Genomic DNA, 20,497 nt, shown 5'->3' with positions numbered 1-20,497 from the left:
TCACAATTAAGGCACAGCGACGGCGGCGGGGGCAGATCCCCCCGCCCTACCAAAAAACGCAAGACTGAGACTCGGTAGGACGGGGGCACCGCCCCCGCCGCAGATCATGTGTAATTAAGATTCGATACCTCTGGACACCAGATACTTCTTGACCATCAGTGCCACCTTGAAGGTGATGGCGTCGTCAAACTCCCGCAGGTCCAGGCCGGTGAGCTTCTTGATTTTCTCCAGACGGTATACCAGGGTATTCCGGTGGACAAAGAGCTTCCGGGCGGTCTCGGAGACGTTCAAGTTGTTCTCAAAGAACTTGTTGATGGTGAACAGCGTCTCCTGGTCCAGGGAGTCGATGGGGTTTTTCTTGAAGACCTCCTGGAGGAACATCTCACAGAGGGTGGTGGGCAGCTGGTAGATGAGACGACCGATGCCCAGATTCTCATAGTTGATGATGGACTTCTCGGTATCGAAGACCTTGCCCACATCGATGGCCACCTGTGCCTCCTTATAGGCCCGGGCCAGCTCCCGGATGTGACCCACCACAGTACCCACGCCGATGACCACCTTCAGCCCCAGTTCGTTCTTCAGGGCGTTCTCCACCTGCTCAGCGATGCGGTAGAGGTCCTTGGCCTCCACCCCGTCCCCCAGCTGCTTGATGAGCGTGAGATCGGTCTCATTGATGGAGAGGACAAAGTCCGACTGCTTGTCCGGGAAGAGGGACTGAACCACGTCGATGGCGGCCATGTCGGTGGTGCCCACCTGACGGATCAGAAAGACGGCACGGGGCACCTCGGAGACAAAATGGAGCTCCTTGGCCCGGACATAGATGTCCCCCAGAAGGATGTTGTCGGAGATGATGCTCTTGACAAAGGTGGCCTTGTCGTGCTTCTCCTCATAATAGGCCTTGGCCCCATTCAGCGCCACCACAGCCATGGCGCACACCGTGCGGGCGGTCTCATCCTCGCCCCGGGCAAAGGCGGCATAGTCAAACTGGGAGCTCCACCCCGCCAGTGGCTTGAAAGTGTTTCCTCCAAAGGCTACCAGCTCGGTCTCCGCGGCGTTCACCGCTTCCACCGCACCGCCCCACTTTTCTCCAATGCAGGTAAGCTCATTGCAGGCTACCACCGTTCCTTCGGAATCGATGACGCCGATGGCGCGGTCGGTGCTGTCCTTCATCTGCAAAACCACGCTTTGGAAAATCCGGCTGGACATCGTGCGTTGCCCCCTTCTCAGCGCATCATTGCGCAAAAATCTCAAACAGCCGGTTCACTGAACAACGTCAAATCCGGCCTTTCTATTATACTGGTTTTTTTCTCCCTTTTCAATAGGGAATCCGCATTTTTTTGTGAAAAATGCCGAAGAACCTCAAGTGAGGTCTTTCATGGGGGTCTGGCGGGTCATCTCAGCCCTTCCAAAGCTTCTCGCTCCGCCTCCGTCAGCGGCCGCCAGGCACCGGGCACCAGGTCCGGATCCAGAGTGATGGGACCCATGGACAACCGCTTGAGATAGACCACCGGCTTGCCCCGTGCGGCCAGCATCCGCTTGACCTGGTGGTACTTCCCCTCCCGAAGGGTGACCAGACCGGTATCCGACGGCTCCAGCACCTCCAGCTCCGCCGGTAGGCACTGGAGCCCATCCCCCAGCGTCATCCCCGCCCGGAAGGCGGCGCTGTCCACTTTGTCCAGTTCGCCATCCACCCGGACGAAGTAGACCTTGTCCACGTGCTTTTTGGGCGCCAGGAGGCGGTGCCCCAGAGGGCCGTCGTTGGTGAGGAGCAGGAGACCCTCGGTGTCCTTATCCAATCGGCCCACTGGAAAGAGGCCAATCCGCCGCAGGTAGGGCGGCAGCAGATCCAACACCGTGGGCTGCTTCGGGTCCTCGGTGGCCGACAGCACGCCGCCAGGCTTGTGGAGCATGAGATAGACATACTTCTCACCGTCCACCGCCTCCCCATCCACCGCCAGCACCGTGGCCGCCCGGTCAAACTTCTCCTCCGGCCGCCGGACCACGGCGCCGTCCGCTGTCACCCGCCCGGCCTTCACCAGGTCCTTCACCTCCCGCCGGGACCAGCGCCCGGTGCCGGAGAGGATCTTATCCAGCCGTTCCAATGCCATATCGCTTTCGCTCCTTTTCCGTGGTCATAGCAGCGCTCCTTCCTGCATATCAATCCCTTGAGACCAGCATGGAAGGAGCGTTGCGCTGTGTTTATCTGGACTGCCAAACTGCGCCGGGGGAGGCTGGCTGCCGGTGCGGCGGCGCTGTTGTTGGCGCTGTGCGGAGCGGCCGTCCTTGCCGGCGGCCTCTCCCCCGGTGAGGTGGATGCCGTCTCCCCCGCCCCTGCCAGCCCCAAGGGCATCAAGACCAATGAGGACCGGGTGGCCTATCTGGAGAGCTACGGCTGGACCGTCTCCCCCGAGGCGGTGTCAGTGGAGGAGCTCCTCATCCCCGAGGAGTTCGACGAAACCTACGATCAGTACCTGGCCCTCCAGGCCCAGCAGGGCTTTGACCTCACCCAGTACAAAGGCAAGCGGGTGAAGCGGTACACCTATGAGGTGACCAACTACCCCTCTGGGGAGCAGGGCGTGGAGGCCGGCCTCCTCATCTACAAAAATACCGTAGTGGCCGGCGAGGTCCTCTCCACCAAGCTGGGCGGCTTTATCCAGGGCCTGGCCATGCCCAGCTGAGCCCTCCATCGCACAACAAAGACAGGCTGCCGAAAAAGTCCCTGCGGCTTTTCCGGCAGCCTTTGTCCGTTTACTGCCCGTACAGCAGGGCATGATAGGCGTTGTAGAGGAATACCATGTACAAAATGGCGCCCACCAGCATAGCCACCGCCGTGCCGATCACCAGGAACACTGCGATGATCTGCACAAAGGGGACCAGGAGCAGTATCATGAATACCACCATGGCCACCGAGCAGATCAGATAGAGTTTCCACACGACGACACCTTTCGCGGCCAAGGCAGCGTATCCGTTCACTGTGAGGAACTGTCCCGCCGCGGTGCAGATCAGGTAGACGTTCAGCACCCCCAGCACCGCTTCTGCAACGACCGCCAGAATTGCCAGGGCCACCATCCCTGTCAGTGTCAGGATCACCTGTGCGACTCCTAAAACAATGAGGGCAATGTTGACCTGAAAGGCCGTGCGGAAATAGGGATGCGTAGGCGCAGCCATACTCAAAGCGATCAGGTTCAGGATGAGAGAGGCAAGACTTGCCAGGCCAGCCAGCCCGCTATCTCCCAGCACCGCTGAAACCGCTGCCAGGATCTCACCAATGAAGAGTAGTTTTAGGCTCTTTCCTACTACCAGATTGTCCTCGTACATACTTTTTTCTCCCCCTCACACTTTTATGATTCAGAAATTCTCCGCGCCCAGTAGAATATGGTAGGCATTGCTAAGGAACTTCAGATACAAGATACTGCCTATCAGCGCGGCTACTGCTGTGCCGATCACCAGCACGCCGGCCAATATCAGCAAAATGGGAGCCAGGGCCATCACCATAAAGCAGGCAAGGGCAATGGTGCAGAACAGATTGACCTTCCACACGGTGGCCCCCTTGTCAGCTAGGGTAGCATAACCGTTGATGATGAGGATCTGTCCCGCCGCCGTACAGACGAGATAGATAATATATGCATCCAGGGCCAGACTGGCTATATAGAACACGATCACCCGTCCCGTCAGCTCGTATGCTCCGCTAAAAATTGTCAAGCCGGTAAGTAGCAGCCGGACAACATTGAGCCAAAACGCCCGGCTGAAATAGGGGTGGCTGGGCGCAGCCACATTCAGCGCCCCAATGCCCATGATAATGGCCACCAGATTCAGAATCCCGACCAGGATACCCTCCCTCATCAGTCCCCCGATTAGGGCGAGTAACTGGGAGACGAACATGAGCCTCAGGCCTCTGCCGGCCAGCAGGTTGTCGTCGTACATGCGCAGTTCCCCCCTCACTCTTTCATAATGTGTACGTTGAGGTGGTTGTAGGTGAGCTCCACGCCCTCCCGGTCAAAGGCAGCCCGAACCTGCTCCAGCAGATCGTAATAGAGGTCCCAGTAGTCCTCCGTGGCACACCACGCCCGCAGCGTATAACTGACGCTGCTCTCCCCCAGAGCGGTGGTGCGGACAAAGGGCTCCGGCGTGAAGAGCGCCTTCGGATGGGCGCCGATGACCTGGCGCATGATCTCCTTGACCTGCTCTGGGTCGGCGTCGTAGGAGACGGTAAAGGTGAGATCCACCCGGCGCTGCTCCTGCTTGTTATAATTGATGATCTTCTCCCCGGAAATCTCCCCGTTGGGGATGAAGATGATTTTGTTGTCAATGGTCTTCAGCTTCGTGTAGACCAGGCCAATCTCGTTGACTGTACCGGACACGCCCCCAGCCTCCACGTAATCGCCCACCGCAAAGGGACGGGAGGCCATCACCGTAATACCCCCAGCCAGATTGGACAGGCTCCCCTGAAGAGAGAGGGACAGCGCCACACCGATAACGCCCAGTACTGTCACCAGAGAGTTGACTGGGAAGTCCAGATAGGCAGCTACGATCAGGCCCGTAATGATCCACAACAGGACTTTGAGACAGGAGTGAGTGAATTTGTGTACGGTAGGCTCCACATTCAGGCGGGTCATGGTGCGGTCGATCAGGGTTAGGACCACCTTCATCACCGCCATACAGGCCAGAAACAGAAGTATGCAGTACAACGCCTTTGTCAGGGTCATCCCCCGCGCGACCTGTTCGAACACCTCCACCGTCTCCTCCGGCGTCGTGGTGGCAGTGGGTAGCTCTGTCGACATTCTATTCTCCTCCTCTCCCCTTTTCACCATCTGTATGGTGGTATCAGTATACCATGGTATCTGTGAAAAGAGAACCCGCCCATCTAAAAAAGGTCTATCCTTCCTATGTAATATCTACCGATTTCATTGCTATTTTAGCATGGATGAAACAAAAAAACACCCCACCGCATCTGCGGTGGGGTGTTTCAGGCGTAAAATTACTCCTCGATCTCGATAACCACGCCGGAACCCACGGTACGGCCACCCTCACGGATAGCGAAACGCAGGCCCTTCTCAATGGCGATGGGGGTGATCAGCTCGACCTTCATGTCGACGTTATCGCCAGGCATGCACATCTCGGTGCCCTCGGGCAGGGTGATGACGCCGGTAACGTCGGTGGTACGGAAGTAGAACTGAGGACGATAGTTGTTGAAGAAGGGGGTGTGACGGCCGCCCTCGTCCTTGCTCAGGACGTACACCTGACCCACGAACTTAGTGTGGGGGTGAATGGAGCCGGGCTTGCACAGCACCTGGCCACGCTCGATGTCGGTCTTGGCAATACCACGCAGCAGGCAGCCAGCGTTATCACCAGCCTCGATATAGTCGAGGGTCTTGCGGAACATCTCCATGGAGGTGACGACGGTGGACTTCTTCTCGTCGCTCAGGCCCACGATGTCGACGGTCTCGCCAGCCTTCAGCACGCCACGCTCCACACGGCCGGTGGCCACGGTGCCACGGCCGGAGATGGTGAACACGTCCTCGACGGGCATCAGGAAGGGCAGGTCATCGTTACGGGCGGGAGTGGGGATATAGGAGTCGACAGCGTCCATCAGCTCCTTGATGCAGGCGAAAGCGGGATCGTTGGGGTCGCCGGACTCGCAGGTCAGAGCGTTCAGAGCGGAACCCTTGATGATGGGGGTGTCATCGCCAGGGAACTCGTACTTGTCGAGGGTCTCACGGACCTCCATCTCGACCAGCTCCAGCAGCTCCTCGTCGTCGACCTGATCGCACTTGTTCAGGAAGACCACGATGGCGGGCACGCCCACCTGACGGGCCAGCAGGATGTGCTCCTTGGTCTGAGCCATGGGGCCGTCGGTGGCGGCGATGACCAGGATAGCGCCGTCCATCTGAGCAGCACCGGTGATCATGTTCTTGATATAGTCGGCGTGGCCCGGGCAGTCAACGTGGGCATAGTGACGAGCGTCGGTCTCGTACTCCACGTGGGCGGTGTTGATGGTGATACCACGCTCACGCTCCTCGGGAGCCTTATCAATGCTGGAGTAGTCCTCGTACTGAGCCTGGCCCTTCAGAGCCAGATACTTGGTGATAGCGGCGGTCAGAGTGGTCTTGCCGTGGTCAACGTGGCCAATGGTGCCGATGTTGACATGGGGCTTGGTACGCTCAAATTTAGCCTTAGCCATTTTAAGTTGTCCTCCTTATATTACAGGTTTTACGACTGTATAATTACGGGTAACATTCTAACGCATAGCCGCCAGAATTGCAATACCCTTTCTCGCCCTGCCCTGGGGCAATGGCCCCAGGGAAAGCGTAGAATTTATTCCGCGTTGTTGCGGCCGCGCTCGGCGATGATCTTGTCGGCAATGCTCTTGGGAATCTCCACATAGCTGTGGGGCTCCATGGAGTACTGGCCGCGGCCCTGAGTGCTGGAACGCAGATCGGTGGCGTAGCCAAACATGTTGGCCAGAGGCACCAGAGCGTCGATCTGGGTGGCGCCAGGGCGGCTCTCCTGACCCTGGATCATGCCGCGGCGGCCGTTCAGGTCGCCGATGACGTTGCCCAGGTACTCGTCGGGAACGATGACAGAGACCTTCATCACAGGCTCCAGCAGGATGGGATTGGCCTTCCGGCAGGCCTCCTTAAAGGCCATGGAGCCGGCGATCTTAAAGGCCATCTCGGAGGAGTCCACCTCGTGGTAGGAGCCGAAGGTCAGGTGGACCTTCACATCGACCACGGGATAGCCGGCCAGAACACCGGCCTGCATGGCGCCCTGGATACCGGCGTCGACAGCAGGGATATACTCCTTGGGGATGACGCCGCCGGTGATCTCGTTGAGGAACTCGTAACCCTTGCCGGGCTCGTTGGGCTCAACGGTGATGCGGACGTGGCCGTACTGACCCTTACCGCCGGACTGACGTGCATACTTGGTGTCCTGCTCCACGCTCTTCTTGATGGTCTCCTTGTAGGCGACCTGGGGAGCACCCACATTGGCCTCCACCTTGAACTCGCGGAGCAGACGGTCCACGATGATCTCCAGGTGGAGCTCGCCCATGCCGGCGATGATGGTCTGACCAGTCTCCTCGTCGGTGTAGGTCTTGAAGGTGGGGTCCTCTTCGGCCAGCTTCACCAGAGCCAGGCCCATCTTCTCCTGACCGGCCTTGGTCTTGGGCTCGATGGCCACGCGGATAACGGGCTCGGGGAACTCCATGGACTCCAGGATGATGGGATGCTTCTCATCACACAGGGTGTCGCCAGTGGTGGTGTTCTTCAGGCCCACCACGGCGGCAATGTCGCCGGAGTAGACGGTCTCGATGTCCTCACGGTGATTGGCGTGCATCTGCAGAATACGACCGATGCGCTCCTTCTGGTTCTTGGTGGAGTTGAGCACGGAGGTACCGGTGTTGAGCACGCCGGAGTACACGCGGATGAAGGACAGACGGCCCACATAGGGATCGGTCATGATCTTGAAGGCCAGAGCGGAGAAGGGGGCGTTGTCGTCGGCGGGACGATGGTCCTCTTCGTCGGTCTCTGGGTTCACACCGTCGATGTCGGGGATGTCCACAGGGGAGGGCATGAAGTCCACGATGGCGTCCAGCAACTTCTGCACGCCCTTGTTCTTGTAGGAAGTGCCGCAGGTCACGGGGACAAACTTGTTGTCGATGGTGCCCTGACGGATGACCTTCCGGATCAGGTCCTGGGGAATGGGCTTCTCCTCCAGGGCCAGCTCCATGATCTCATCGGAGAGATCGGCGCAGGCGTCGATGAGCTTGGTCCGGTACTCCTGAGCCATCTCCATCATGTCGGCGGGGATCTCCTCCACGCGCATGTCCTTACCCATCTCATCATAGTAGATGTCAGCGTCCATCTCGATGAGGTCGATGATGCCCTTGAAGGTCTCTTCCTTACCGATGGGGAGCTGGATGGGCACGGCGTTGCACTTGAGGCGGTCGTGGATCATCCGCAGCACGTTGTAGAAATCGGCACCCATGATGTCCATCTTGTTGACGTAGATCATACGGGGGACCTTATAGTGGTCGGCCTGGCGCCACACAGTCTCGGACTGGGGCTCCACGCCGCCCTTGGCACACATGACGGTCACGGAACCGTCCAGCACGCGCAGGGAGCGCTCCACCTCAACGGTGAAGTCCACGTGGCCCGGGGTGTCGATGATGTTGATACGGGTCTGGGGGAACTGGTTCTTGGAGCCCTTCCAGTAGCAGGTAGTGGCGGCGGAGGTAATGGTGATGCCGCGCTCCTGCTCCTGAGCCATCCAGTCCATGGTGGCGGTACCGTCGTGGGTCTCGCCGATCTTGTAGTTGACGCCGGTGTAGAACAGGATGCGCTCGGTCGTCGTGGTCTTACCAGCATCGATATGAGCCATGATGCCGATATTACGCGTATTCTCTAGGCTGACTTTTCTAGGCATACTCTAATAACTCCTTATTACCAGCGGTAATGCGCGAAGGCCTTGTTGGACTCGGCCATCTTGTGAGTATCCTCGCGCTTCTTGACCGCGGAACCGAGGTTATTGGCGGCATCCATGATCTCGCCGGCGAGACGCTCCTTCATGGTCTTCTCGCTGCGGTTGCGGGCGTAAGTGGTGAGCCAGCGCAGACCGAGGGTCTGACGACGCTCGGGGCGGACCTCGATGGGCACCTGGTAGGTGGCGCCGCCCACACGGCGGGCCTTGACCTCCAGGGACGGCATGATGTTCTCCAGAGCGGTGGTGAAGACCTCCAGGGGCTCCTTACCGGTCTTTTCCTTGATAATGTCGAAAGCACCGTAGACCACTTTCTGGGAGACACCCTTCTTGCCGTCCAGCATGATGCTGTTGACCAGCTTGGTCACCAGGACGGAGTTATACAGGGGATCGGGCAGAACCTCCCGCTTGGGTACGTTTCCTCTTCTGGGCACTTTGCTTCCCTCCTTCACAGTATGATTTCATAGGTACTCGAAGGCTTTCAAAAAGCCCCCGTGTAAGACAAGTGCCTGCTTGTCCAGTGCCTCACAGGAAAACGCCCCTATTATATAGGTAAGCGCTTCTGCAAGGACAACTGCCTTGCGCTACGAGCGCGAAAGTCATTCATGGTTGTGCGGAACACCGTTGGCGTTCCATGGAGAAGTAATCTCTTACTTCTTGCCGGCCTTGGGCCGCTTGGCGCCGTACTTAGAACGGGCCTGCATACGGCCGTTGACGCCCTGGGTATCGAGGGTACCACGGATGATGTGGTAACGCACGCCGGGGAGGTCCTTGACACGGCCGCCGCGGATCATGACCACGGAGTGCTCCTGCAGGTTGTGGCCGACACCGGGGATATAGGCGGTGACCTCGTAACCGTTGGTGAGCTTCACACGGGCGATCTTACGGAGCGCGGAGTTAGGCTTCTTGGGGGTAGAGGTACGAACAGCGGTGCACACGCCGCGCTTCTGGGGAGAAGGCAGGTCGGTCTCGCGGTTCTTCAGGGTGTTCAGGCCGTGCTGCATGGCGGGGGAAGTGGACTTGTAGGTCACCTTCTCGCGGCCCTTGCGGACGAGCTGGTTGAACGTAGGCATGGATGTTTCCTCCTTTCTCGCATTTTCAATCAAAAATATATTTTAACGGAACAACAGAAAATTATTCCGTTAAAATCGCTTTCAGCGGACCAGTGCTGCCACGGCGGCTCCCACGGCGATGCCGCAGGCCTGGCCCAGTTCCCGCATGGCGGGAACGCGGATGACCTCTGTGCCCTGCTCGGCGCACAGGATCTCGATGGGTCCGGTCACACCCGGGTCGGCGTCCTCTGCCAGATAGACCCGAACGGCCTTTCCATCGCTGAGAGCGCGGCGGGTCTGCTTGGCGCCCACCACCCGGGGTCCGGTCTTGAGCTCGGTGAGCAAACCGTCATCCCCCTTGAGTTCAGATGTCCCAATGGAAAGCGGGGTTTTCCACCCACTTTTCCACCGAGCGCAGAATACACCTGCGCAATTTGGGATTATACCATGGGCCGCAAGGGAAGTCAAGCGATATTTTGACAGGAAAAACCACCACCCCGCCTGCCGGTTTATACATTTTTGCATGTTTCCCGTGAAAAACGTCCATAGCCGTACGCGCTTTTTCTATTGAAAGGAAATATCTGGTCGTTCAAAAGAATCTTAGGGTCCCATCGTGCCGTTACGTTTTTTCATAGGAAAGTTCCTTCTTTCGTTTCAATTTTTCCGATTTTCCCTCGTTTTTTACTATAATTTTAGTGTAAAAAGTAGTACCTTTTCTGCTGCCGCGGTGGTACAATCAGGGGTGACAACACAGTCATACAGAAGGAGTGAGCCGGATGAAAAAAACGACCCCAGACCTGCGCTATTTGCAGATGCTCTCCCGCCAGTATCCCACCGTCCAGGCGGCCAGCAGCGAGATCATCAATCTCCAAACCATTCTGAACCTGCCCAAGGGGACCGAACACTTCATCTCCGACGTCCACGGCGAATACGAGGCCTTCCTCCACATCCTCAACTCGGCATCGGGTGTGGTCCGGGAGAAGGTGGACGCCCTCTTTGCCACCAGCGTCTCCAAGGCGGAGCGGGACCAACTGGCCACCCTCATCTACTACCCCGAGGAGAAGCTCAGCGTGATCGCCGCCCAGACCGAGAGCCAGGAAGAGCTGGAGGAGTGGTACCGCATCACCCTCCACCGGCTCATCGACATCTGCCGCCTGGTCACCTCCAAGTACACCCGCTCCAAGGTCCGGAAGGCTCTGCCCAAGGAGTACGCCTACATCATCGACGAGCTGCTCAACACCAATTACGAGTTCCACAACAAGCGGGACTATTATGAGAACATCATCTCCACCATCATCGACATCGACCGAGCCGAGGGCTTCATCATCGCCGTGTGCAACCTTATCAAACGCATGGTGGTGGACCGGCTCCACATGGTGGGCGACATGTTCGACCGGGGTCCCCGGGCAGACATCATCATGGACGCCCTCATGGCCCACCACAATGTGGACATCCAGTGGGGCAACCACGATGTGCTGTGGATGGGCGCCGCCACCGGTAGCCGCACCCTGGTGGCCACGGTGCTCTCCAACTCCATCCATTACAACAACCTGGAGGTCATCGAGACCGGCTACGGCATCTCCCTGCGCCCGCTGGCCCTCTTCGCCAACGAAGTCTACCGGGACTGCGACTGCTCCTGCTTCGAGGCCAAGTTCGCCGGGGACGACGCCGACCACTACACCGAAAAGGACAAGACCCTGGCCGCCCGGATGCACAAGGCCATCACCATCATCCTCTTCAAGCTGGAGGGGCAGAAGATCATGCGCAACCCCGGCTTCGGCATGGAGGACCGGCTGTTGCTGGACAAGATCGACTACGAGCACAAGTGCATCACCATCAACGGCGTCAAGTACGACCTGGCCGACACCGACTTCCCCACCGTGGACCGTGAGCACCCCTACGACCTCTCCCCCGAGGAGAGTGACCTCATCGACCAGCTCACCGACTCCTTCCAGCGCAGCGAGAAGCTCCAGAAGCACGTCCGCTTCCTCTACTCCAAGGGCGGGCTCTATAAGGTCTTCAACGGCAACCTCCTCCTCCACGGCTGCGTCCCCCTCACCGAGGACGGCCAGATCCTGAAGTTCAGCATGGTGGGCTGCAAGGACCTGGGCGGCCGGGCCTTCCTGGACCACGCCGAGGCGGTGGCCCGCCAGGGCTACTACGCCAAACCCGGCACCCCGGAGCGCATCGCCGGTCAGGATTTCCTCTGGTTCCTCTGGTGCGGCCGCAACTCCCCCCTCTTCGGCCGGCACCAGATGACCACCTTCGAGCGCCGGCTCATCAAGGACGAGTCCTCCTGGGCCGAGCCCAAGAACGCCTACTATACCTATTATAATGACCCCGCCGTGTGCGACATGCTCCTGGCCGAGTTCGGCCTCAGCGGCCCCCACTGCCACATCATCAACGGCCACGTGCCGGTGAAGTCCAAAAAGGGTGAGAGCCCCTTCAAGGGCGGTGGCAAGCTCATCGTTATTGACGGCGGCTTCTGCCGGGCCTACCAGCCCACCACCGGCATCGCCGGCTACACTCTCATCTACAACTCCAACTGCTACCGCATCGTCTCCCACAAGCCCTTCTCCGGCAAACAGGAGGCCATCCGGGAAAACCGGGACATCGCCTCCACCTCCGAGGTCTTTGAGCGCATGGAGACCCGGGTCAAGATCTCCGGCACCGACATCGGCAGCGAGCTCCAGCAGCAGGTGGACGACCTGAAGGCCCTGCTCCGGGCCTACAGGATGGGCGAGGTGCTGGAGGACCACCGGGACTGACCGGCCTCATCCCAGGGCCACGTCCAGGACCATCATGAGGAGGAAGCCGGCCATCACCGCCAGGGTCCCCGCGTTGGAGTGCTCCCCCAGATGGGCCTCCGGGATGAGCTCTTCCACCACCACGTACAGCATGGCGCCGGCTGCAAAGGAGAGCAGCCAGGGCATGAGGGGGCCGATACTCCCCGCGGCCAGCACCGTGAGGACGCCGAAGATGGGCTCCACTACTCCGGAGGCGCTCCCGTACAGGAAGGCCTTCCAACGGCCCATCCCCTCCTGCCGCAGGGGCAGCGCCACCGCCGCCCCCTCGGGGAAGTTCTGGACGCCGATACCCAGGGCCAGGGCCATGGCCGCGGCGTAGAGGCCCTCATCCCCGCCGTGCTGGGCCGCCAGGGCAAAGCTGAGGCCCACCGCCATCCCCTCCGGGATGTTGTGAAGGGTGACCGCCAGCACCATGAGAGTGGTGCGTCTCAGCCCGGTGGGCATGCCCTCCGGGTCCCGGCTGCCGGGGTGGAGATGGGGCAGGAGCACGTCCAGCCCCAGCAGGAAACCCACGCCCAGGAGAAAGCCCCCCGCCGCCGGCACCCAGCCCGGTCCTCCCGCCGCCTCGGCCTCCCGGATGGCGGGGATGAGCAGGGACCATACGGCGGCCGCCGTCATAACGCCGGCGGCAAAGCCCAGAAAGATCCGCTGGAGCGCCGGCGTGGCGCTTTTACGGAAGAAAAATACCAGGGCGGCGCCCAGGGTGGTCATCAGGAAGGTAAAGCCTGTGCCCCCCGCCGCCCATAAGATCGGTGACATAATATCTATTCTCCTTTTTTCTGAAATCAACAAGCGCGCCGGCGAACAGAAAACCTCTGTTCACCGGCGCGCTGCTTTTGTAAAATGGGCCGTTATTCTCCCACGGCCCTCAGGATGACGGCGTCGCCCGGCAGAACCCGTCGGACGATCCGTTCGATACTCTCCTCCGAAAGGCTGCACAGGCAGGCGATGGCGTCCCGGCGGGCCACCCGCTCGTCCACCTCCAGCTCCTCAGCCAGAAAGGACTCCAGGAGCATACACTTGGTATAGAGCTGATTGGCCGCCCAGATGCCCTCCCCGGTGAGCTGCACCCGGCCGTAGTGCCGTTTGCTGACCAGTCCCTCCTGACTCAGCACGCCCATCATGTGGACCACACTGGCGGGAGAGACCCCCAGTGCCCGGGAGATATCCACCGAGCGCACAGGTGCGCCCTCGCCGCTGAGCTGATAGATGGTGAGCAGATACCGTGTGGCCGCCGCAGACATGCCCATTCCTGCCGCCTCCTTTCCTTACGCGCCGGCGAAGCCGTCGCCGAAGGCCCGGCAGCGCTCCAGGCCCTCGTCATCCGGCGTCTCATTGATCATCAGGCCTTCGCCGCCGTAGAGAACGGCGCCGTCCCGCTCCGCGCGGTCCCACCAGTCCCGCATCCACTGGCCGTCGCCCCAGCCGTAGGAGCCGAAGAGGGCCACCTTCTTGCCGGAGAGCTTGCCCTCGACGGAGGTGAAGAAGGGCTCGAACTCGTCCTCCTCCAGCACCTCGGCACCCATGGCAGGGCAGCCGAAGGCCACCAGGTCGCTGCCGGTGACGTCGGCCTCGGAGGCTTCGGACACCGTCAGCAGCTTCACCTCGGCGCCGGCGGCCTCCGCCCCCTGGGTGATGGCCTTGGCCATGGCCTCGGTATTGCCGGTCTGGGACCAGTAGATCACAGTCATCTTGCTCATGGTAATTTCCCTCCTGTGTTATTGAAAAAGGTTGTCGTACTCGGAAAAAACTTATGCCGCCCGGAAGACCTGGCCCAGGGTCATGCCCATGGCCAGCCGGGCGCACAGGTGCTCCCGGCACCGGTCGTACCGCCGGAACAGGGCCTTGGCCCGCTCCACGTCGGAATAGACCTTCCAGTGGCCGCACAGCTTGCAGTTGCGGCCCCGGTGGCGCTGGAAGCCCGCCACATCCTCCGGCGGGTAGCCCAGGAAAAGGCCGATCTCATGGGGAAAATCCCCCTCTGCCCGGAGCCTCCGGCCCAGCCGGTCCAGCATGGCCCCCAGGTCGTCCCCGGCGCCGTAGCCGTCCTTCTTCAGCAGGGCCGCCGACAGGGGCGCCCTCAGGGTCCGCTCCAGCTCCGCCGGACGGTAGACCAGCAGCAGCACGTTCCGGCCGCAGCCGCACATGGTGCGGAAGGCCACCCCTCTGGGGGCAAAGAGCCGCCGGTACTCCTCCAGCCGTTCCTCCAGGTCGGGAAACTCCTCCCGGGAGAGGGAGACGAGGTTGGAGGGCTTCAGGCCCGCCAGCGCAGGCGCGCAGTGATAGGCCAGGATCTGATCCAGGGTCCGTTCCATAATCGGTCTTCTCCTTTTCTTGTAGTTAGTTTTAGCTAACCTCTTTTGAAAAAGAAAGGGGGGGAATGTCCCCTCTGTTTCTCTCCAGTTAGCTTTTGCTAACCATCTGGAGAATACCACACCCCTCTCGTCCCTGTCAAGGGGTTCAGACAAAAAAATTCTGCCCGCCGGATTCCGGCGGGCAGAAAATTACTGTGATTCCTTGGGGGCAATATGGGCCTTCAGGCGGGAAAAAGTCTCCTCGCTGATGTCGTGCTCGATGCGGCAGGCGTCCTCCGCCGCCACCTCCGGGCTCACGCCCAGGGCGGTAAGCCATTCGGTGAGGAATCGGTGCCGCTCGTAGATTCGGGAGGCGATGGCCATCCCCGCATCGGTAAGGTCCAGCAGGCCATCCTTGTCCATAGTCACATAGCCGTTTTCCCGCAGCAGACTCATGGCCCGGCTCACACTGGGCTTGGAATAGTTCAAGCGGTGGGCCACATCGATGGAGCGTGCCGTCCCCTTCGCCTCCCGGATGGCCAAAATGGCCTCCAGATAGTCCTCCGCCGATTCTTGGATCTTCAATGGGTTTCCCTCCCGGTCAGACTGTCCCCGCGGCAGGACCGCAGGCAGATGGTATTGTTATATTTTAGCACATTCCCGTCCTGGGCACAAGAGGGGCAGTCCTTTGGTCCCCCCACGGAGAATTTTTCCTGCCGGGGTATTGACAGGAGCGGTTAGCAATGGTAAACTAACCGTCGTCAGATAGTTAGTAATAGCTAACCAGTTGTTGTGTGCCTCTGCGCACAGCAGTATCATAAGAAGAGGTGATTGTTATCATGCCCCTGACTATGGCCCCTTCCGGTTCTGCTAACCGGGTAAAAAAGATCAATGGACGAGACGACACACGCCGTTTTCTGGGGAGCCTTGGCTTTGTGGAGGGCGGTGAGGTAACCGTAATCTCCGAAATGGGCGGGAACCTCATCGTCAATGTCAAGGACACCCGCATCGCCCTGAGCAAGAGCATGGCGGGGCGCATCCTGGTGTAAGAGCAAGGAGAGGAGGAAACCATTGTGACTCTGAGAAACGTCAAAGTGGGACAGACCGTGCAGGTGACCCGGCTCAACGGCGAGGGCGCCCTGCGCCGGCGCATCATGGACATGGGCATCACCAAGGGCGCCACCGTCTATGTCCGCAAGGTCGCCCCCCTGGGCGACCCCGTGGAGATCACCGTCCGTGGATACGAGCTGTCCATCCGCAAGGGCGACGCCGAGTGTATTGAGGTGCAGTGAACGCACAGAACGGGCGGGAGACCGCCCATCCATTTTGTGTATGAGTTAGCAAAAGATAACCAGCCTTCAAAGACTGAATTTGTCAGCGGGATGTCCCCGCAGAGGAGGAATCGATCAACATGTCTATCACCATCGCCCTTGCCGGCAATCCCAACTGCGGCAAGACCACCATGTTCAACGCTCTCACCGGCGCCGCCCAGTTCGTGGGCAACTGGCCGGGCGTCACCGTGGAGAAGAAAGAGGGCCGGCTCAAGGGCCGCAAGGATGTTACCATCATGGACCTGCCCGGTATCTACTCCCTGTCCCCCTACACCCTGGAGGAGGTAGTGGCCCGGAACTACCTGACCCGGGAGCGCCCCGACGTCATCCTCAACCTGGTAGACGCCTCCAACATTGAGCGCAACCTCTACCTCACCACCCAGCTGCTGGAGCTGGGCATTCCGGTGGTGGTGGCCCTCAACATGATGGACGTGGTCAAGAGGCGGGGAGACAAGATCGACACCGCCAAGCTCTCGGCCACCCTGGGTTGTCCGGTGGTAGAAACCGCCGCCGTCAGAGGAGAGGGCTGCATGGCTGCCGCCCAGAAGGCCGCCGCTCTGGCCTTGGTCAAGGAGCCCCTCCTCTCCCGACATGCCTTCGCCCGACCGGTGGAGGAGGCCCTCTCCGCCATCTCCGACCTGGTGAAGGACGTGGTGCCCGCCCCCTCCCTGCGCTGGTACGCCATCAAGCTTTTCGAGCGGGACGAAAAGGTCATGGCCGGCTTCACCCTCTCTGCCGACGTCTCGGCCCGCCTGGAGGGCCTCATCAAGGACTGCGAGGACGCTATGGACGACGACAGCGAGTCCATCATCACCAACGAGCGATATACCTATATTTCCAAGGTCATGGACCACTGCGTGAAGAAGGTGCGCACCGGCCTCTCCACCTCGGACAAGATCGACCGGATCGTCACGCACCGAATCCTGGCTCTGCCCATCTTCGCCGTCATCATGTTCTGCGTCTACGCCGTCTCCATGGGCAACTGGGACATCTCCATCGGCAAGCGGGCCACCGACTGGGCCAACGACGTCCTCTTTGCCGAGATCGTGCCCAGCTTCCTCAACGGTTTCCTCCTCAGTCCCGACGGCACCCCCGTCATCGCCCAGTGGCTCTATGGTCTCATCATGGACGGCATCGTGGCCGGCGTGGGCGCGGTGCTGGGCTTCGTGCCCCAGATGCTGGTCCTCTTCCTCCTGCTGTGCATCCTGGAGGACATCGGCTACATGGCCCGCATCGCCTTCATCATGGACCGGATCTTCCGCCGCTTCGGTCTCTCCGGCAAGAGCTTCATCCCCATGCTGGTGGCCACCGGCTGCGGCGTCCCCGGCATCATGTCCTCCCGCACCATCGAACAGGACCGTGACCGCAAGCTCACCGTCATGACCACCGGCTTCATCCCCTGCAGCGCCAAGATGCCCATCATCGCGCTCTTCGCCGGCGCCCTCTTCGGCGGCTCGGCCTGGGTGGCTACCTCCGCCTACTTCATCGGCGTGGCCGCCGTGGTCATCTCCGGCATCATCCTGAAGAAGACCCGCATCTTTGCCGGCGACCCCGCCCCCTTCGTCATGGAACTGCCCGCCTACCACATCCCCAAGCCCGTCAACATCCTCCGGGGCACCTGGGAGCGGGGATGGTCCTTCATCAAGCGGGCTGGCACCGTGATCCTCCTCTCTTCCGTGCTGCTGTGGTTCCTCCAGGGCTACGGCGTGGTGGACGGCGCCCTCCAGGCCGTGGAGGACAACAACACCTCCCTGCTGGCCACCATCGGCTCGGGCATCGCCTTCCTCTTCGCCCCCCTGGGCTTCGGCTCCTGGAAGGCCACCGTGGCCGTCTTCACCGGCCTCGTGGCCAAAGAGAACGTGGTGGGCACCTTCGGCGTCCTCTACCAGTTCGCCGGTGAGCTCTCCGACAACGGCGACGAGATCTGGGGCAACATCGCCCGTGACTTCACCGGTATTACTGCGTACAGCTTCATGATCTTCAACCTGCTGTGCGCCCCCTGCTTCGCCGCCATGGGCGCCATCAAACGGGAGATGAACAGCCCCAAGTGGACCCTGGGCGCCATCGGCTATATGTGCGGCTTTGCCTATGTTATCTCCCTGATGGTCTATCAGTTTGGCGGTCTTATCACCGGTCAGGTGAGCTTCGGTGCGGGCACCATGGCCGCCATCCTCTGCCTGGCCGCCCTGATCTACCTGCTCTTCCGCAAGGGCTACCAGGGCGACACCGTCCGTCTCCGGGCTGTGGACGCCGTCCGGACCTGAACCATCCCATCTCTGAAAGGAGGCTTTTCTCTATGGAAACCATCATCGTCGGCGCCATCGTTCTGGCCATTCTGGGCCTGGCCGCCCGCAGCGTGATCAAAGGCCACAAGGAGGGCGGCTGCTCCGGCTGTGGAGGGAGCTGCGGCGGCAGCTGCCACTGCTCCGGCGAGCACCACTGAGCACGCAAAAAGGTCCCGGTACATCACGGATGTACCGGGACCTTTTCCATTATCGGACGGGGAGCCGTTCGGCGTCCTCCTGGGCCATCAGACGGCCCAGCTTCAGCATCTCGGGGACGATGAAGAGGGCCACGATTACTCCCGAGGAGATATCGGCGATGGGGCCGGCGTAGAGGATGCCGTCCAGGCCGAAGAAGATGGGCAGGATGAGCAGCAGGGGGATGAGCAGCAGCAGCTGACGCAGCATGGAGAGCAGTGACGCCTTCAGCGGCTGGCCGGTAGCCTGGAAGTAGCTGGTGGAAATAATCTGGAAACCGGCGCAGAAGATCCCAAACATGTAGGTCCGCATGCACCGGACACCAAAATCGGCAAAATTCTGGTCGCCGCTACCAAAGAGGGAGAGGATGAGCTCGGGCACCGTCTGGCAGACCACCCAGCCGGCGGTGATGGCCACGGTGGCGGTGATGACGGCGATAAGATAGGTCTTTTTCACACGGTGGAACTTCCGGGCGCCCCGGTTGAAGCCCAGGATAGCCTGAGCGCCCATACCGATGCCCACGCAGATAGAGCCCAGGATCATGGCGATCTTTATGACGATGCCCATGGCCGCCTGGGCGGTCTCACCGCCCACGGGGTTCAGGTCGCCGTAGTATTTTAGGGAGTTGTTCATGACGATCTGCATGATGCAGGCCACCCCCTGGGTGATACCGGAGGAGATGCCCAGGGCGCAGATGCGGCTGCACAGTTCCCCCCGCAGCCCCATGAGACGCCGGTCAAAGCGCATGTGGATACCTTTTTTCCAAAAGTAGAGGGCCAGGACCACTGCGGAGATGAGCTGGGAGGTGATGGTGGCGATGGCGGCGCCCCGGACGCCCCAGTGGAAGATAAAAATGTAGATGGGGTCCAGGATGGTGTTGAGGACGGCGCCGATGATGACGCCGTACATGGACATTTTAGGGCTGCCGTCGGCCCGGACCATGTTGGAGAGGGTCACCGACAATACGCTGAATGGCGCGCCGATCAGAATGATAGAGGTATAATCCTTGGCGTAGGGCATCACGGTATCCTTGGCGCCGAAGGCCCGGAGCATGGGCTCCAGGAAAACCAGCCCAAGGGCCATCATGGCGATGCCAGCCAGAATAGACAGGATAAACAGGTTGTTGAGGGTGCGCCCCGCGGCCTCCTCGTCGCCCTCGCCCATCTTGATGGAGGCGTAGGCGCAGCCGCCGGAGCCGATCATGGTGGATACGGCCAGCATGATGGTGACCACCGGGAAGGCGATGGTAGTGGCAGCATTGCCCAGCACACCCACGCCCTGTCCGATAAAAATCTGGTCTACGATGTTATAGACCGAGTTGACCAGCATGGAGATCACCGAAGGCACGGAAAATGCCAACAGCAGTTTGCCGACGGGCTCATAGCCCAGAGGGTTTTCCCCCGGTCGTCTCTCCTGTTCCAACTGTTCAGATGCCATTGTTCTCTTTCTCCTCCTGTTCCAGTGCCAGAAGGGCGTTGTCGGCGATGCGGGACACCAGGTCCTTAGCCGTCTCCGCCTCTTCCGGTGTCATCCCCCGGGTGAGCATCTCGTTCCAACGGACGCGGGCGGCAGAGGCTTCCCGGACCACAGGCTCGGCCGCCTCCGTAGCATACAGCCTCCGGACACGCCGGTCGTGTCCATCCGCCTCAGAGCGGACATAGCCCAGCTCCTCCAGCTTCTGTACCGCCCGGGTCACCGTCCCCTTGTCGTAGAGGCCCATCCGCGCCAGGTCGTACATACTGATCCCCTGATGCTCATGGATGCGCAGAAGGAAAAACTGCTGTCCGTAGCCAATTCCCCAGGGCGCCAGGACCCGGTCATAAAAGCGATTGGCCATCCGATAGGCGATGGAAATATTCCGGCCCAGAAACACAGACTCGTCCATTGTGCCTGTCCCCTTTCCGTGGTGCTCCGTGCTCACGGCGCTCTCTCAGCCGCCGTTTCCTAGGGAACCTCTGAATAAAAGCCTTTATCCTGTTTCTACTCAATGTATTAGCCGCCATTTGCGCTTGGTTAAGGTGATTTCAGTGCAAAATAGCCATTATTTATCTGCTT

Annotated in this window: 23 protein-coding genes; 6 read left to right on the top strand and 17 right to left on the bottom strand. The window is 60.4% G+C overall.

Translation table 11 applies throughout. The features are described 5' to 3' along the window. Nucleotides 1-114: 114 nt before the first annotated feature. Nucleotides 115-1,206: a PucR family transcriptional regulator gene (locus tag ACTNBK_RS02800; protein ID WP_294510230.1), complete on the bottom strand. Its 1,092-nt coding sequence runs from the start codon at nt 1,204-1,206 to the stop codon at nt 115-117. 185 nt (nt 1,207-1,391) lie between these two features. Further along, entirely contained in the window at nt 1,392-2,102 is a 711-nt protein-coding gene (locus ACTNBK_RS02795) for a pseudouridine synthase (RefSeq protein WP_441143572.1), read from the bottom strand. A gap of 93 nt (nt 2,103-2,195) precedes the next feature. Between ACTNBK_RS02795 and ACTNBK_RS02790 the strand changes: the two genes are divergently transcribed. Then, nucleotides 2,196-2,678 carry a DUF4830 domain-containing protein gene (locus ACTNBK_RS02790; RefSeq protein ID WP_441143404.1) on the top strand — a complete coding sequence of 161 codons (483 nt, stop codon included), beginning with the start codon at nt 2,196-2,198 and terminating at the stop codon, nt 2,676-2,678. A 70-nt stretch (nt 2,679-2,748) separates the two neighbouring features. On the opposite strand, the gene ACTNBK_RS02785 is transcribed toward ACTNBK_RS02790, so the two are convergent. From ACTNBK_RS02785 to ACTNBK_RS02750, 8 genes are all read right to left on the bottom strand, one after another. After that, entirely contained in the window at nt 2,749-3,318 is a 570-nt protein-coding gene (locus ACTNBK_RS02785) for a hypothetical protein (RefSeq protein ID WP_441143402.1), read from the bottom strand. Nucleotides 3,319-3,348: 30 nt separating this feature from the next. After that, nucleotides 3,349-3,924 (bottom strand): hypothetical protein, encoded by a 576-nt coding sequence (locus ACTNBK_RS02780; RefSeq protein ID WP_441143400.1) that lies wholly within the window; start codon nt 3,922-3,924, stop codon nt 3,349-3,351. Between the two features lie 14 nt (nt 3,925-3,938). Continuing rightward, nucleotides 3,939-4,781, bottom strand: coding sequence for a mechanosensitive ion channel family protein (locus tag ACTNBK_RS02775; RefSeq protein ID WP_441143398.1), 843 nt, complete (start codon nt 4,779-4,781; stop codon nt 3,939-3,941). Between the two features lie 197 nt (nt 4,782-4,978). Further along, nucleotides 4,979-6,181, bottom strand: a complete 1,203-nt coding sequence (gene tuf, locus ACTNBK_RS02770; protein ID WP_294510214.1) for an elongation factor Tu — start codon at nt 6,179-6,181, stop codon at nt 4,979-4,981. 134 nt (nt 6,182-6,315) lie between these two features. Beyond that, nucleotides 6,316-8,424: an elongation factor G gene (gene fusA, locus ACTNBK_RS02765; RefSeq protein WP_441143396.1), complete on the bottom strand. Its 2,109-nt coding sequence runs from the start codon at nt 8,422-8,424 to the stop codon at nt 6,316-6,318. Between the two features lie 17 nt (nt 8,425-8,441). Further along, nucleotides 8,442-8,912 carry a 30S ribosomal protein S7 gene (gene rpsG / locus ACTNBK_RS02760; RefSeq protein ID WP_204739783.1) on the bottom strand — a complete coding sequence of 157 codons (471 nt, stop codon included), beginning with the start codon at nt 8,910-8,912 and terminating at the stop codon, nt 8,442-8,444. A 216-nt stretch (nt 8,913-9,128) separates the two neighbouring features. Beyond that, the gene (gene rpsL, locus ACTNBK_RS02755) at nt 9,129-9,551 is read right to left on the bottom strand and encodes a 30S ribosomal protein S12 (RefSeq protein ID WP_204739785.1); all 423 of its coding nucleotides are present in this window, start codon (nt 9,549-9,551) and stop codon (nt 9,129-9,131) included. 81 nt (nt 9,552-9,632) lie between these two features. Continuing rightward, complete coding sequence (locus tag ACTNBK_RS02750) at nt 9,633-9,875, bottom strand: ribosomal L7Ae/L30e/S12e/Gadd45 family protein (RefSeq protein ID WP_441143393.1); 243 nt, start codon at nt 9,873-9,875, stop codon at nt 9,633-9,635. A gap of 431 nt (nt 9,876-10,306) precedes the next feature. Here ACTNBK_RS02750 and ACTNBK_RS02745 point away from each other — a divergent pair, with 431 nt between their 5' ends. Further along, nucleotides 10,307-12,298, top strand: coding sequence for a fructose-1,6-bisphosphatase (locus tag ACTNBK_RS02745; protein ID WP_441143392.1), 1,992 nt, complete (start codon nt 10,307-10,309; stop codon nt 12,296-12,298). Between the two features lie 6 nt (nt 12,299-12,304). Here ACTNBK_RS02745 and ACTNBK_RS02740 read toward each other — a convergent pair whose 3' ends face one another. The 5 genes from ACTNBK_RS02740 to ACTNBK_RS02720 all read right to left on the bottom strand — a co-directional run bounded on the left by ACTNBK_RS02740 (nt 12,305) and on the right by ACTNBK_RS02720 (nt 15,216). Continuing rightward, the gene (locus ACTNBK_RS02740; protein WP_441143390.1) at nt 12,305-13,096 is read right to left on the bottom strand and encodes a ZIP family metal transporter; all 792 of its coding nucleotides are present in this window, start codon (nt 13,094-13,096) and stop codon (nt 12,305-12,307) included. Nucleotides 13,097-13,188: 92 nt separating this feature from the next. Further along, complete coding sequence (locus tag ACTNBK_RS02735; protein WP_441143388.1) at nt 13,189-13,587, bottom strand: metal-dependent transcriptional regulator; 399 nt, start codon at nt 13,585-13,587, stop codon at nt 13,189-13,191. Nucleotides 13,588-13,605: 18 nt separating this feature from the next. Continuing rightward, the gene (locus tag ACTNBK_RS02730; protein ID WP_441143386.1) at nt 13,606-14,037 is read right to left on the bottom strand and encodes a flavodoxin; all 432 of its coding nucleotides are present in this window, start codon (nt 14,035-14,037) and stop codon (nt 13,606-13,608) included. A gap of 51 nt (nt 14,038-14,088) precedes the next feature. Continuing rightward, the gene (locus ACTNBK_RS02725; protein WP_441143384.1) at nt 14,089-14,652 is read right to left on the bottom strand and encodes a DUF3793 family protein; all 564 of its coding nucleotides are present in this window, start codon (nt 14,650-14,652) and stop codon (nt 14,089-14,091) included. A 189-nt stretch (nt 14,653-14,841) separates the two neighbouring features. Continuing rightward, entirely contained in the window at nt 14,842-15,216 is a 375-nt protein-coding gene (locus tag ACTNBK_RS02720) for a metal-dependent transcriptional regulator (RefSeq protein WP_294510184.1), read from the bottom strand. 254 nt (nt 15,217-15,470) lie between these two features. Between ACTNBK_RS02720 and ACTNBK_RS02715 the strand changes: the two genes are divergently transcribed. From ACTNBK_RS02715 to ACTNBK_RS02700, 4 genes are all read left to right on the top strand, one after another. Beyond that, a complete protein-coding gene (locus ACTNBK_RS02715; RefSeq protein WP_441143382.1) occupies nt 15,471-15,680 on the top strand; it encodes a FeoA family protein in 210 nt (69 codons plus the stop codon). 21 nt (nt 15,681-15,701) lie between these two features. After that, a complete protein-coding gene (locus ACTNBK_RS02710; RefSeq protein ID WP_294510440.1) occupies nt 15,702-15,923 on the top strand; it encodes a FeoA family protein in 222 nt (73 codons plus the stop codon). A gap of 119 nt (nt 15,924-16,042) precedes the next feature. Then, nucleotides 16,043-18,226: a ferrous iron transport protein B gene (gene feoB, locus ACTNBK_RS02705; RefSeq protein ID WP_441143380.1), complete on the top strand. Its 2,184-nt coding sequence runs from the start codon at nt 16,043-16,045 to the stop codon at nt 18,224-18,226. Nucleotides 18,227-18,258: 32 nt separating this feature from the next. Beyond that, a complete protein-coding gene (locus tag ACTNBK_RS02700; RefSeq protein ID WP_441143378.1) occupies nt 18,259-18,405 on the top strand; it encodes a FeoB-associated Cys-rich membrane protein in 147 nt (48 codons plus the stop codon). Nucleotides 18,406-18,454: 49 nt separating this feature from the next. Here ACTNBK_RS02700 and ACTNBK_RS02695 read toward each other — a convergent pair whose 3' ends face one another. Together ACTNBK_RS02695 and ACTNBK_RS02690 are read right to left on the bottom strand one after the other, a co-directional pair. Beyond that, nucleotides 18,455-19,879, bottom strand: coding sequence for an MATE family efflux transporter (locus tag ACTNBK_RS02695; RefSeq protein ID WP_441143377.1), 1,425 nt, complete (start codon nt 19,877-19,879; stop codon nt 18,455-18,457). After that, nucleotides 19,869-20,327, bottom strand: a complete 459-nt coding sequence (locus ACTNBK_RS02690; RefSeq protein ID WP_441143375.1) for a MarR family winged helix-turn-helix transcriptional regulator — start codon at nt 20,325-20,327, stop codon at nt 19,869-19,871. Before ACTNBK_RS02690 ends, ACTNBK_RS02695 begins: the two co-directional genes overlap by 11 nt. Nucleotides 20,328-20,497: the final 170 nt, after the last annotated feature.

It is taken from the genome of Intestinimonas sp. HCP28S3_D6 (genome assembly GCF_052065695.1).
GTDB lineage: Bacteria > Bacillota > Clostridia > Oscillospirales > Oscillospiraceae > Intestinimonas.
Note: the sequence above shows the minus strand (reverse complement) of the source record. Positions and strands in the feature narration are given on the sequence as shown.